The sequence below is a fragment of the Candidatus Spongiihabitans sp. genome (genome assembly GCF_965237845.1).
GTDB lineage: Bacteria > Pseudomonadota > Gammaproteobacteria > Arenicellales > Poriferihabitantaceae > Spongiihabitans.
The window spans coordinates 814,142-827,319 of record NZ_OZ250154.1 but is presented as its reverse complement, the minus strand read 5'-3'; the positions used below and the strand labels follow the sequence as shown (position 1 = coordinate 827,319).

15 protein-coding genes and 1 pseudogene are annotated in these 13,178 nt (G+C 50.1%); 14 read left to right on the top strand and 2 right to left on the bottom strand.

The features are described from left to right. Positions 1-101: 101 nt before the first annotated feature. Entirely contained in the window at positions 102-437 is a 336-nt protein-coding gene (locus tag ACPXXB_RS04115; protein ID WP_423909681.1) for a hypothetical protein, read from the bottom strand. Between the two features lie 37 nt (positions 438-474). Here ACPXXB_RS04115 and ACPXXB_RS04110 point away from each other — a divergent pair, with 37 nt between their 5' ends. The 4 genes and pseudogenes from ACPXXB_RS04110 to ACPXXB_RS04095 all read left to right on the top strand — a co-directional run bounded on the left by ACPXXB_RS04110 (position 475) and on the right by ACPXXB_RS04095 (position 2,186). Next, a complete protein-coding gene (locus ACPXXB_RS04110) occupies positions 475-738 on the top strand; it encodes a transposase (protein WP_423909678.1) in 264 nt (87 codons plus the stop codon). Between the two features lie 182 nt (positions 739-920). Then, a complete protein-coding gene (locus ACPXXB_RS04105; RefSeq protein ID WP_423909675.1) occupies positions 921-1,664 on the top strand; it encodes a tyrosinase family protein in 744 nt (247 codons plus the stop codon). A 73-nt stretch (positions 1,665-1,737) separates the two neighbouring features. After that, positions 1,738-1,968: pseudogene (locus tag ACPXXB_RS04100) on the top strand (hypothetical protein); the annotation flags it as partial. Between the two features lie 56 nt (positions 1,969-2,024). Continuing rightward, complete coding sequence (locus tag ACPXXB_RS04095; protein WP_423909672.1) at positions 2,025-2,186, top strand: hypothetical protein; 162 nt, start codon at positions 2,025-2,027, stop codon at positions 2,184-2,186. Positions 2,187-2,612: 426 nt separating this feature from the next. On the opposite strand, the gene ACPXXB_RS04090 is transcribed toward ACPXXB_RS04095, so the two are convergent. Beyond that, positions 2,613-3,923, bottom strand: a complete 1,311-nt coding sequence (locus ACPXXB_RS04090; RefSeq protein ID WP_423909669.1) for a cobyrinate a,c-diamide synthase — start codon at positions 3,921-3,923, stop codon at positions 2,613-2,615. Between the two features lie 139 nt (positions 3,924-4,062). Between ACPXXB_RS04090 and ACPXXB_RS04085 the strand changes: the two genes are divergently transcribed. From ACPXXB_RS04085 to cobW, 10 genes are all read left to right on the top strand, one after another. After that, positions 4,063-4,764, top strand: coding sequence for a sulfite exporter TauE/SafE family protein (locus ACPXXB_RS04085; protein ID WP_423909668.1), 702 nt, complete (start codon positions 4,063-4,065; stop codon positions 4,762-4,764). A gap of 9 nt (positions 4,765-4,773) precedes the next feature. Then, positions 4,774-5,976, top strand: coding sequence for a cobalt-precorrin-5B (C(1))-methyltransferase (locus ACPXXB_RS04080; RefSeq protein WP_423909665.1), 1,203 nt, complete (start codon positions 4,774-4,776; stop codon positions 5,974-5,976). Continuing rightward, positions 5,973-6,776, top strand: coding sequence for a precorrin-6A/cobalt-precorrin-6A reductase (locus ACPXXB_RS04075; protein WP_423909663.1), 804 nt, complete (start codon positions 5,973-5,975; stop codon positions 6,774-6,776). Before ACPXXB_RS04080 ends, ACPXXB_RS04075 begins: the two co-directional genes overlap by 4 nt. Positions 6,777-6,778: 2 nt before the next feature. Then, entirely contained in the window at positions 6,779-7,417 is a 639-nt protein-coding gene (locus ACPXXB_RS04070) for a precorrin-8X methylmutase (RefSeq protein ID WP_423909660.1), read from the top strand. A 24-nt stretch (positions 7,418-7,441) separates the two neighbouring features. Further along, positions 7,442-8,746 (top strand): precorrin-6y C5,15-methyltransferase (decarboxylating) subunit CbiE, encoded by a 1,305-nt coding sequence (gene cbiE, locus ACPXXB_RS04065; protein ID WP_423909657.1) that lies wholly within the window; start codon positions 7,442-7,444, stop codon positions 8,744-8,746. Positions 8,747-8,755: 9 nt separating this feature from the next. Next, positions 8,756-9,508, top strand: coding sequence for a precorrin-2 C(20)-methyltransferase (gene cobI, locus ACPXXB_RS04060; protein WP_423909654.1), 753 nt, complete (start codon positions 8,756-8,758; stop codon positions 9,506-9,508). 3 nt (positions 9,509-9,511) lie between these two features. Further along, on the top strand, positions 9,512-10,303 hold the full coding sequence (locus tag ACPXXB_RS04055) for a cobalamin biosynthesis protein (protein ID WP_423909651.1): 792 nt from the start codon (positions 9,512-9,514) through the stop codon (positions 10,301-10,303). A 74-nt stretch (positions 10,304-10,377) separates the two neighbouring features. Then, positions 10,378-11,184: a precorrin-3B C(17)-methyltransferase gene (cobJ, locus tag ACPXXB_RS04050; RefSeq protein WP_423909649.1), complete on the top strand. Its 807-nt coding sequence runs from the start codon at positions 10,378-10,380 to the stop codon at positions 11,182-11,184. Between the two features lie 21 nt (positions 11,185-11,205). Next, complete coding sequence (gene cobM, locus ACPXXB_RS04045; protein ID WP_423909646.1) at positions 11,206-12,003, top strand: precorrin-4 C(11)-methyltransferase; 798 nt, start codon at positions 11,206-11,208, stop codon at positions 12,001-12,003. After that, on the top strand, positions 12,000-13,160 hold the full coding sequence (gene cobW, locus ACPXXB_RS04040) for a cobalamin biosynthesis protein CobW (RefSeq protein WP_423909643.1): 1,161 nt from the start codon (positions 12,000-12,002) through the stop codon (positions 13,158-13,160). The genes cobM and cobW overlap by 4 nt, the downstream gene beginning before the upstream one ends. The last annotated feature ends 18 nt before the right edge of the window (positions 13,161-13,178 follow it).

The window sequence follows — 13,178 nt, the reverse complement described above, 5'->3', positions numbered from 1 at the left end:
CCCGTGGATGTAAAAAACACTGTTGTATTCAGCGGACAACCCGACGGTGGACTGCACTATGAAAATGTTTGCGAGGCGGGAGAACAGGGTCAGAGTAGAAATTATTGGGGCTTGGGACCAAGTTTTTTTGGCTTCACTCTTCGTTGATAAAGTTGTTCAACTTGCTCCTTAAACCTTGCACTCCCAAATGCCATACCGCTATTTGTTGCATTTCTCAAACCATCAACTAGTTCAACACTCTTGAATTCAACTAGCAAGTGCAGATCCATAGTGTTGGAAGAGGCAATCTGCGGTAACATCGTGGCTTTCTCGACCCAACAAAGCAGGAGGAGCGCAAGTCCCGCTACACCATTATCCGCGCAGTCCTGCGCAAGACCGCCGAGGCCGTGCGCAACGCAGTCACGGCGGGGCTGGCACCGCATATCAACCAGGTTCATGCCATCACATATGACAACGGGCGCGAATTCAGTTACCATGCCAATGGCCAGAGACCTTGAGGCGCGGATATGCTTCGCTCATCCTTATGCCTCGTGGCAGCGCGGACTGAACGAGAACACCAATGGCCTGATTCGCCAATACTTCCCGAAACAGCGGGAGCCGACGGCCGTGCGCAACGTCGAAATCAAGCATGCCATGGATAAATTTAGCCACCGCCCAAGAAAGACCTTGGGCTTTCGCACTCCCCATGAGGTCTTTTTTAATACCAAGACTTCGTTAACTGTTGCACTTACGAGTTGAATCCACGAATGATAGATGCAATAATATTAGTAATTGGCAGTAGATATAACAAGTTGCTCAAGTTTACTCCAGCCACAAAAGGCGTGGCTTCCGTGGGACTGGCTACGCGCTGCTTCGCCAGCCCCTTAGCAAGGCGTTAGAAAAAATCTTAGCCAACTAAAGGAGGAAAACGAATAGCAATTTTGAGAAAAAGCAATGTAGCGTTTTATAAATGGCACGAATTTAGGTCGGCCATCAATGGGATGATAAATAGTGGTGTCTATAAATCTCTTGTAGATATTCATGGTGCTATGGAAAGAGATCCTGATGGACTGAATAGAACACGGCATAGAATGCATGGTTCAATGTACGGCCCAGTAGGATATCGCAGATTTCTGGCATGGCACCGAGCATTTTTGATAGCGTTTGAGCGAGAATTAAGAAACGTCAATACAGAATTATCTATACTATATTGGGATTGGGATAATGACGCTGGCCGACTCGTTGGAGTTAGAAATATTATTGGTTTGTCTAGCGGAAGGACTTTAGGTCGATTGCCAGGTGAGCCGAACGATGGAACAGGTCGTCCGGAATGGTTTTCTACTCCCACCCAAACTCAAGCTCTTGAAGAGTTTGAAGGAGACTACTATGTGTTTTCACATTTTCTAGAGCGTGAGCCGCATAACCGGGGACACGGCTGGGTAGGGGGCGATATGGGTAACACGCGGATATCACCAAATGACCCAATATTTTGGATGCACCATGCGCAAATAGACCGAATTTGGTCTGAATGGCAAAAACGTAATCCTGGAGAAAAGCCTTTTTTAGATGCAAATGAAAACAAACTTGATTCCTGGGAGAACAAATTTGATATCGACTCGATAAATGACATATCCAATATTGGTAATGATAGTTATGAGTATGAGCCACTAGCCACTGCGCTTTAAAATTTCTAACAATTCAATCAGCCGACCGCTAAAAAGCGTCGGCTGATTGAGGTGTTAGCACCCAAAGAAAGATATGAAACACATCAAACTTAAAACGGTGAATTTGAAAAACCATCCACAGCTTAATGAAAGATGGTTGCAGGACATTATTGCTGACGACCCTTCAATTATCGGTGTTGGTAATGTCATTCTAAAAGATAAAGAAAGAAGTCATATTGGTGCTGGTCGGTTAGATTTGTTGTTGCAGGATGCAGATGGACATGGAAGGTATGAAGTGGAAATACAGTTAGGTGCAACCGACGAATAAAACAAGAGTGGTATTATAAAATCATACAGATACAACATAGGCGAAAATTATGAGTGAAAAACAGAAAGTTATATCAGGATGAACTAAAAAATGCCTCATTAAAGAACGAAACCAAGAATGTGATGGACAAAACGGCAAAAGGAATTCGCTGGATGGAAGAGCAATGGGATGAATCGAAAAAATGCAGAACATCCTGGCAAGAAGATAACGCATGATGATTGATGACTGCCTATGTTAGGTGAAACATTCACATGGATAGGTGGAGGATTTGCCTTGGTCATTCTCTATATCCTTATCTCAAATACTTTGTGATTATTGTTTGGTTCAAGACTTGTTCAATGTTTGCCCAGGTCAATATCAACGGATTCCGCGGAACCATAAAAATAGCCATAATGCTTGTTCTATCGGCAATCGGCATTTTACTCCGGATGGTTAAGTATGCTTTATGGTAGTAGCGAGAAAAAACAAAAGCCGGTACTTCAGTGAGGAAGTAGATCCATTAAACAGGGGGCTAAAGTTATGAGTAACAATAATGACTGTCACCCAAAAGCATAACAAGGCAAATTCGCCCGGACGATAAAAAGCGTTGCTCCTCGCTTTGCGCCGCTAAACTTGGTCGGTACACACACAGGAGATGATCCTCAACCGAAAATTGCCGCCACTGCCGCCGGGTTGGACGCAAAATAGTGATGCACATAAGTCATGATGGTTTTCCCGTGACTATAAACCGCCTCGCCTTGTTCGCCCTCGCCTTGATTGACGTGTTGTTTTAATCCGTATCTTACTGGAGAAACCGAGGTTACAAGTTTGGAATGGTGGAATGAATGCCCATTTATTTTTCCCTGTCCATAATCAACGCTTTGCAATCCCACGCTTTGGAATCGGGTTTGCAGGTGGCAGTGCGCGTCAAACAATCCGCACCCTGATCCGCTGATGCCATCAACATTGGTTATGGTGTTGCACAGATACATCATGCCGCCGCATTCGGCCAGGATGGGTTTGTTTGCATCCTGATGCAGTTTGATTGCTGCTCGTGTTTGATCGGCACAGGTCAATGTATTGATATGCAGTTCAGGATAGCCGCCTGGTAGCCAGAGTGCATCGCATGGGGGTAGTGGCTGATTGGCAATGGGTGAAAAATACACCAACTTGGCGCCCAAACTTTCGAGCAGATTTAGATTGGCTGGGTAAATAAAACTAAATGCCGCATCTTGGGCAATGGCGATGACCTTGCCAGAAAGCTGGCCAGAAAACCGGCCAGAAAACAGCGTGGCCGGGATTGCATCCTCTTCGGACGCGGGTAATTCGACATGAGGCAATGAAACCTGCTGCAATGAATCGGTGATACCAAAATCAGTGATCGCCTGGGCTGCCTGATCAAGCTGCTGATTGAGGTCGTCGATATCCTGTGCCTGTACCAATCCCAAGTGCCTTTCAGGCAGCGCCATTCTGGGATCGCGCCGGATACTTCCGGCATAGAGAACGCCGACTGCTTCGCGCATTAACCGATCGTGGTTATCGCTGCCTACTCGATTGCCGATGACTGCGGTTATATTGGCGCCTACGCCATAGCGCGCCATTCCCGTCACGATTGCGGCCGCCGTCTGCGCGAATTTGGCAACGTCAATGACCAACGTAATCGGCAAGTTAAATAATTTAGCGAGTAGCGCGTTGCTGGGGTCATTGTCGTGCAAGCCCATCAAACTTTCTACCAGAATGATGTCGTTATCGGCAGATGCTTGCGCCAGCAGCAGTTTACAATGCCGCTGTCCCATCATCCAAAGATCGAGGTTATAAACCGGCTGCCCTGAAGCCACTTCCAAAATAGTAGGATCCAAATAGTCCGGCCCGAGCTTAAATATCTGGACTCGCTCTCCCTGGTTCACCAGCCGCCGCGCCAACGCCGCGGTCAACATGGTTTTACCCTGGCCCGAACCGGGAGCTGCGATCATAGTCGCCATACATTGATTGGTTTTGCGCCTAGCCATTTGGTGGGCCATTTGGCAGGACATTTTTGCGGCGGCCTGCTGTGGTGACTTGCTGTGATAAAATAGCCTGGTTGTAATTTAACTTCATTGTTCAAACAGTTTTATGGAACCGTCTGTCTTATATAGCATACTTACTCTGGGTTTCGGCTTCGGCTTGCTGCATGCGCTGGATGCCGATCACATCATGGCGGTGTCCGCGCTGGCACATTCTCAGGCATCCGGCGGAATTCAAAATCCAAATAGATGGTCGATCAAGCATATGATGGGTTTTTGCTGCACCTGGGCTTTGGGTCATGGCGCGGTATTGTTCGCGCTCGCGGCATTGTTGATATTCGCAAAAATTGAGATTCCCGCTATTGTCGCCGATTTCGCCGAAAAACTTATCGGCGTTGTTTTGATTGGTCTTGGCGCCTGGATATTCTGGCAGATACGTCGACACAAATTATCTCTGGAAGTGCATAGCCACGATGCAATAACGCATGTCCATCTGTTCAATACCGGCAAAACCCATCACACCCATCAATCCGTGCTTGTAGGCACTACTCATGGTCTTGCCGGCAGCGCGCCTGTTCTGGCGTTGATTCCCGCTATGGAAACAACCGGCAGATGGATTGGCCCATGGATTGGATTAAGCTATGTCGGGTTGTTTTCGTTGGGTGTGCTGAGTGCCATGTTGGTATTCGGATTATTTTTCGGACAACTGCAAAAATGGATCGCCGGGTTTGGACAAAAATTATTCCGGTTTAGTCGAATGGCCGTGGCCTCAGTGTCCATCGCCGTTGGTTGTTACTGGCTGTTCGCGTAGATTTCCGCTATGCGCGAGGAATCATCGGAAACAAAACAAAAACTTCGCAGTGGATTCACCACCGGAGCGTGCGCCACGGCGACATCGCTGGCCGCTGCCAATCTGCTGATAAACAATATATTCAGTGAACGTGTGCGCATCGTGCTTCCCCAGAGAAGTCAGACTAGGGGAAGTCAGACCAGCGAGAATCAGACCAGCGGCAAGCAGGTGAACTTCAAACTCGAACGCTGTGAGCGCATCGGCGAGCGCAGGGCTATCGCCAGCACGATCAAGGATGCGGGAGACGATCCGGATGCCACTCATCTGGCGACTATATTTTCAGAGGTTGAATTGTCGGCTGTCGCCGGGGTGCGGTTTCATGCGGCTGCAGGCGTCGGCACGGTCACTCGGGATGGGTTGTCCATTGCCGTTGGCGAGCCTGCCATCAACCCGGTGCCGCGCAAAATGATGACCGAACACCTGCTTTTGCTGGCCGATGAAAGTGGTTATGCGGGCGGATTTGAAGTGCATATCGGCGTGCTCAATGGCGCAAAGATCGCGCTCGATACGATGAACGGAAAACTTGGAATCGTGGGCGGCCTGTCGATTCTCGGCACCACCGGCATCGTCAAGCCGTATTCTTGCTCAGCTTTTATCGCCTCGATTCATCAGTCCATCGATGTCGCTCATGCCAATGGGGTTGAGCATATCGCAGCAAGCACGGGTTCTACCAGCGAACACTATATTCAAAAACGTTTGCAACTACCAGAAATTGCACTGGTGGAAATGGGTGATTTCGCCGGTGCTGTATTTAAGCATTTACGAAAAGTCCCGATGAAGAAATTATCGCTATGCGGCGGCTTCGGAAAGATGAGCAAAATGGCAGCCGGACATCACTCGCTGCACAGCCATGACTGGCCGATTGATTTTAGCTTTCTCGCCGGATTGGCTGATGAGTTGGGTGCTGGCAAGGCGTTAACCGACAAGATCGAACACGCCAACACCAGTTTGGCGGCACTGAAATACTGTCAGGCAGACGCCATTCCGTTAGCGAATAAGATCAGCCAACTGGCGCGTCAGACCGCCTTAAAGGCGGCCCAAAACAAAGTGCATATAGATGTTTACTGCATCGATAAAGCCGGAAACTGCGTCGGCACCAGTTTCGTATCGTCAGCAGGCGATGACTATCAGGGTGTTGAAGACCAAGACCAAAACATGATAACCAGGACATGAAAATTCTTATCCTCGGTGGCGTTGCCGAATCCAAGCTCCTTGCCAGGAAACTAATCGACCACGGCCATATCGTTATTTATAGTTTAGTCGGGCTGGTGCGCCAACCGGATTTGCCGTGCGAAATTCATGTTGGTGGATTTAGTCACGCCGGCAAGAGTGGCGCGCAGGGTCTGTCCGAATATTGCGCTCATCACCACATCGAATTATTGCTGGATGCGACGCATCCATATGCGGTGGAGATTTCCGCTAATGCGGTGCAGGCCGCTAAACAAACTGCTATCCCCTGCTGGCGGTTCAATCGCCCAGGATGGAATCCAGCGGATTACCCCAATTGGCATAGCTACAATAACTGGGATGATCTATTTCCGCAAATCATTCGTTACCATCGGCCGTTTTTTAGTATCGGCATCAGCGCCCTGAAGTTTGCTGAGCAGAGACCCCCTGTCAGGCAACAAGGGCAACCAGGACAACAATGGATTGTTCGCAGCGCCCGCCCATTTCCCGAAACCGAGGGCATTATTCAAATTATTGCGATCGGCCCATTTAGCTATGCCGACGAGCGAGCGCTGATGCTGGAACACAAGGTGGATGCGCTGATTAGCAAGAATAGCGGCTGTAGCCGAGTTTCCCGGAAACTTGATGCCGCCCTTGACCTGAATATTCCGGTGTTTGTTCAGGCGCGCCCCGCTCTGGTTGAAGTTGATCAAAGTTTCAACGAAATAGACGCGCTAGTCGCTGCTATAAATCACAGTGCAAATAACAATATTACTCTCGGAATTATGCGCCGTACTGGAAGCTAACATTGGACGATTATCTTAAAAACCCTGCTGAGATTGAGGCGCAATCGTTGCAGTTAGTCCGCGCCGCTGCTGATTTTTCTGGTTTCGATGAACGGCAACAGCAGATCGTTATGCGGCTGGTGCACACCTGCGGGAATCCTGAAATTGCCCGGCAGGTGCGTATCAGCTCCGCCGCCATTGATTCGGGCATCGATGCGCTGAACCGTAACTGCAATGTATTGTGCGATGTGGAAATGGTGAAACAGGGTTTAACCAAACGCGGCTTAACCGGCGATCCGCTGTGCTTTCTCAATCACCACAAGACGGCTGCGCGCGCTGTCGCAACTGGAGAAACCCGAACCATGTCGGCGCTGGCGCTGTGGAAACCTTATCTGGAAAACAGCATTGCCATTATTGGCAACGCGCCAACCGCATTGTTTCGACTGATGGAAATGCTGGAAAGCGGGTCTGTCAAACCGGCTCTGGTAATCGGCATGCCGGTAGGATTTGTCGGTGCGCCGGAGTCGAAGAATTATCTTTGGAATCACTATCGTGAATTAGGCATAGAATGTATTACCCTGGAAGGCCGCGTCGGCGGCAGCGCGCTGGCGGCGGGTGCATTCAATACACTGGTCAGATTGAAAAATGACTCGCGACCGTGAAAATGGGCAGTTGATTTTATGACCGTGACCGATTCAACCCCGATTGATCTAAACATGCCGGGCATTTATTTCAAGCTGCTCAAATCAAAACCAATCCAGTGGCGAGGCCGCCCGATTTGTGTGGTCAGCCTGGGTTGCAACGAGCGTAGCGTGCTGATGCCAGCGGCCGATATTGCACTTCAGCAAGCCGAAATAATTTTCGGCTCGGCACGCCATTTTGATGAAATTACACATATTGCAACCGTTGCGGAAAAACTGATTTTCCCCTCCCCTTTTTGCGGGTTGGCCGACCAGCTTGCGCGTAATCAGCAAAAGTCGATCGCGGTTTTAGCCTCCGGTGATGCGCTATTCCATGGCATCGGCAGTTGGCTGACTCGGCTGGTCGGCAACACCCATTTAATTTTCCATCCGAATATTTCCAGCGTTCAAGCGTGTTTTCATCATCTTGGCTTGCCTTGGCAGAGCGCGCAAATAATCAGCCTGCATGGGCGGCCTCTAAGCGCACTTCGGCGTTATTTAAAGGATCAACAGCTCATCGCCGCCTTTACCGACCAGCAATCCAATCCGGTCGCTATTGCACAAGAGCTGTTGCATCAGGGTTTTCCTGAATCACGGATTTGGGTTTGCGAAGCCATGGGCGGCAAACAACAACGAGTAACACAATATCGCGCGGCCGAGTTGGCGACCTTGCAACAAAGTTTCCATACGCTCAATGTTTGTGTCATCCATCTGCACGGCAACCCTCCCGCTCTGCCCGCTTTTCCGGGCATCGCCGACCATTTCTTTTCCACCGGAGCGCAACCCGGATTTGGCATGATCAGCAAACGTGAAGTTCGTCTTGCAATTTTGTCATTAATGCAACCCGGCAACGGTGAGATTGCCTGGGATATTGGCGCCGGATGTGGCAGCGTCAGCGTCGAATGGGCACGCTGGAACGACCAAGGTCGGATTTATGCGATTGAGCGGAACCTTGAACGTATCGAACATATACAAACCAACAGCGAGCGCTTCGGCACCCGGTTGAATTTAACCGTCATTGAAGGCGAGGCGCCGCACTGTTGTGCATCGTTGCCTGATCCTGATTGCGTGTTTATTGGCGGCAGCAATGGCTTGAGTGGAATGCTTGAATATGCCTGGCAACGGCTTAAACCCGGTGGCAAGTTGGTGGCTTCGGCAGTTACCGCGTCGAGTCGATTGTCATTAGAAGAATTTACCCGTGGCAAGGTGCGGCGGGAATGGATTGAAATCCAGATTTCAAAAAATTTGCCCGACAGCGACCATCAAAAAGCGCTATCGCCGGTGGTGCTGGCAAAATGCCTTAAACCATGATTTGGCAAGATGGCGGCATTGAATAAAACCTCGGGCACTTTCTACGGCGTCGGCATCGGCCCCGGCGATCCGGAACTGTTGACGCTAAAAGCGTTGCGCATTATCCGGCAATGCGATCTGATAACGTATCTGCGTAGTGAGCGCGGCCATTCCATGGCCCGGGATATTGCTTCGGCGGCAGTGTCCGCGGCAACCCATCCTGACCAAAAAGAGTACGCAATTATAATGCCCATGTGCGAGACTCGGGAGGTTGCCAATGCGGTTTATGATGAGGCCGCTCGGGTAATCGCCGACCATCTTGATCAGGCGCAAGACGTTGGGTTTTTGTGTCAGGGCGATCCGTTTTTCTTTGGCTCATTCGCCTATCTGCACGATCGATTGAATGATCGATACCCGATCGGAATTGTGCCTGGCGTGACTTCGATCAACGCATCGTCAGCCTTGTCAGGAAAACCGTTGGGCTTGCTAGCGGAAAACCTGGCGGTTATTTCAGGCCGACGATCCGATGAAGACATCCTGCATACGTTAAGCCATTTTGACAATGTTGCGATCATGAAGCCGGGCAGACGGCGATCTGAGTTGTTACAACTGATAGCTCAAGCGGGCCGTACTCAAGATGCTTGTTACCTCGAATATGCCGGGCAGGAAAAGCAAAAAATTATTTATGACATCTCGCTTCTCGATGCACAGCCAGGTCCTTATTTTTCGCTTTTTTTAATTAATCGCTCTCGCGACTATACGCCATCCTCCAAAAAATCATAATTGATGATAATTAAGAGCGCCATACCTGTCGATATATTCAGCCTGACCGATCAGGGTGGCGAGATTGCGGCTCGACTGCGGATGCTGATACCCGGCGCATCCTGCCATCATCGGGTAAAACCCTTTATCGAAACCGCACAATCAAGTTTTCGCAGCGGCCACCGATGTATTTTTATTTGCTCTACCGGCATAGTCATACGCGCATTGGCGCCGGTGTTACGCGACAAATATCGCGATCCAGCAGTCATCGTCATTGACCAATCCGGCGACTATGTCATCCCCTTGCTATCCGGGCATGAAGGTGGCGCGGTTGCATTTGCCCACGATATCGCCCAAGCCATTTCGGCTCAATGCGTTGTAACCTCAGCCATGGATTACAGTCACCCGGTTTACACGATCGGCATGGGCTGCGAGCGCGGCTGCCCGTTAGCGTTTTTGCAACCGTTGTTTGAGCGAGTTTCCAGGGAAATGGATGCGAGGGAAATGGATGCGGCTGTAACTTACTCTGGCTTGGCCAGCATCGATCTCAAAGCCGATGAGGCCGGGTTGCTCGAACTATCGAAATGCCTTAATCTTGAATTCCATCTGTTTTCTGCGCTTGTGCTCAAGCAGGTTGAACATCTGCTCAGCGAGAAATCCGAAATGGTATTCAGAGCGGTCGGTTGTTACGGTGTAGCAGAAGCCGCGGCGTTGTGTTGTGCCACAAAATTGACCGGGATGCCTGCGGAATTGGTGCTTTGCAAACAAAAAAATGCGCGTGCGACTATTGCTGTTGCACGCAGTTACGCGCCTTGATTTCTTGTGCAGACCTTTGCACAATTGTCATTTTTCAGCTTTACAACGCACGACCTTTTCAACACAAAAATTTCATGACCCAACTATTTCTGGTCAGCATCGGCCCTGGTGATCCTGAGTTGATTTCACCCAAAGCGATCAATGCTATTGATGCATGCAGCGATGTTGTGGCTTATGGCCTATATCTTGAGTTGCTGGACAAAGCCTGCCAAGGCAAGACCGGCCCAAGCAAAATAGACCCGGGCAAAACCCACCATGAATTACCGCTTGGACAGGAAATCGAGCGCGCTCGTCTGGCGCTGGATTTGGCGGCATCCGGGAAAATAACCGCGTTAGTTTCCAGCGGAGACATCGGCATCTACGCCATGGCCTCTGCGGTATTTGAACTGCTCGACTATCAATTATCCGGTCATGAGCGCAACCCGAAGTGGCTGGATGTTGATCTTGAAATCATTCCGGGCATCAGTGCCATGCAAGCCAATTCCAGTGCAGTGGGCGCGTTGCTTGGCCACGATTTTTGCGCTATTTCCCTATCCGATTTGCTGACCCCATGGGAAACCATCGAAAACAGGGTTCATAGTGCTGGAAGCGGTGATTTTGTGGTCACGTTTTATAACCCGGTATCCAAAAAGCGCGACTGGCAATTAAACACGGCGCGGGATATCCTGTTGCAATATCGACCTGGCGCAACTCCGACGGTGCTTGGTCGCAACCTGACCCGGGATGGGCATAGCGTGAACATCATCACGCTCGACCAACTGAATGCTTCGCAGGTCGATATGTTTACCTGTGTATCCGTAGGCAACCGCGAATCCAGGCATATAATCAACCACCACACACATTGGGTTTATACCCCGCGCGGTTATTCGCCACGGCATTAAAATTATGGCAAAATTATAGTTATGACGGTCTATTTCATCGGCGCCGGCCCCGGCGATCCGGATTTAATCACAGTCAAGGCGCGGCGCCTGATAGAACAATGCCCGGTCATTCTCTATGCCGGCTCTCTGGTGCCGATCGAAATTCTGGATAGCGCCGCGCAAGACGCGGTTATCGAGGACACCGCATCGTTGAATCTCAATGAAATCATCGAGCGTATCGAAGCCGCGCATAACAACAATCAGGATGTCGCCCGGGTGCATTCCGGCGACCCCTCGATTTATGGGGCCATCGGCGAGCAGATGCGACAACTGGATGAACTTGATATTGATTACGAAGTCATTCCGGGCGTCACTGCCGCCAGCGCCTCGGCGGCACTGCTGAAACGTGAACTCACGCTTTCCGGTGTTACCCAAACGGTGATTTATACCCGTTACAACGCAAAGACGCCAATGCCGGAAAAGGAAAACCTCAATGCCCTGGCGCGTCATGGCGCTACTCTGGCGATCCATCTCGGGGTCAGTCATATTCACAAAATTGTGCAACAACTCAAGCCGCATTACCGGGCAGACTGTCCGGTGGCCGTGTGTTACCGTACCAGTTGGCCGGATCAGGACTATGTGACCGGCACACTGGCGGATATCGTGCCAAAAGTCCGGGCGAAAAAATTTACCCGAACCGCTTTGATACTTGTCGGACGCACCCTTGATCCGGCAGCTTGCGATGCCTCCTTTAATGATTCCTTTTTATACGATGAAGGCAAGGCGCATATCTATAGACCCAAAGTCAAACCCGAAACACCAAGACAGGTGAAACGATGAATCTTGAAAAAATACCCGCTACCGTGGTGACCGGATTTCTCGGCAGCGGTAAAACCACGTTGCTGACCAACATTATCAAACAAGCCAGCGGCAAACGTATTGCCGTAATTATTAATGAGTTCGGCGAGCTGGATATCGATGCCGATTTGCTTCGTAGTTGTCCACTGGACTGTGCGGATGGCGAAGACGACCAGCATGCCTCAGGTAATCTGGGCAGCATAGCCAATCAGAAACCATCGCAACAGCCTTCGGCCGCTATCCCTGAAGACGGCATTTATGAACTGGCCAATGGCTGTATTTGCTGCACCGTCGAAGAGGAATTCCTGCCGGTAATGAATCAGTTGGTGGAACGGCGGGATGATATCGATCATATCCTGATTGAAACCTCCGGGCTGGCGCTGCCCAAGCCGCTGGTGCAGGCTTTTAACTGGCCTGAAATAAAACAGCATTGCACCGTGGACTCGGTGATTACCGTGGTCGACGGACCTGCGGTCGCTGATGGTCGTCTCGCGCATAGACCGGATCAGGTGGAAAAACAGCGTGCCTCGGATGATAGCTTCAATCCTAAGCCCTCGCTTATTCCCTTGCATGAGCCTTCGCTTCAGGAATTGTTCGAAGATCAATTAAGTTCCGCGGACTTGATCATTATCAGCAAAACCGATCTGATTGATGGCGAACAACTGGATTCAATCAAAAGTCAGGTCAGCAATTATATTAAACCGCAGGTCAAGATGCTGGCAGTCAACAACGGGGAAATCAGCAGCGAATTGATTATGGGACTCGAGTTTGCTTCGGAAAACAACATCGAAGCGGTGCATACCCACCACGACCATCATCACGATCAGGGTGCAGATCATCATCATGCCCATGACGACTACAACTCGGTATCGATAAAACTCGGTGAGGTCGATACCGATAAACTGGTGGAAATTATCGGTCGGTTGATTGCCGCTCATGCCATTTTTCGGGTAAAGGGTTTTCTGGCTTTGCCCGGCAAACCCATGCGACAGGTATTGCAGGGCGTTGGCCAAAGAATCGATCAATACTTCGATAGACCCTGGAATAGTGATGAACCCCGGCAAAGCAAGATTGTAATGATTGGCAAAGATCTGAGCGAAGGGGAATTGCGAACAGCGTTACAGGCGGCAGTGGTTTAATGCTTTTGATGTCCACGT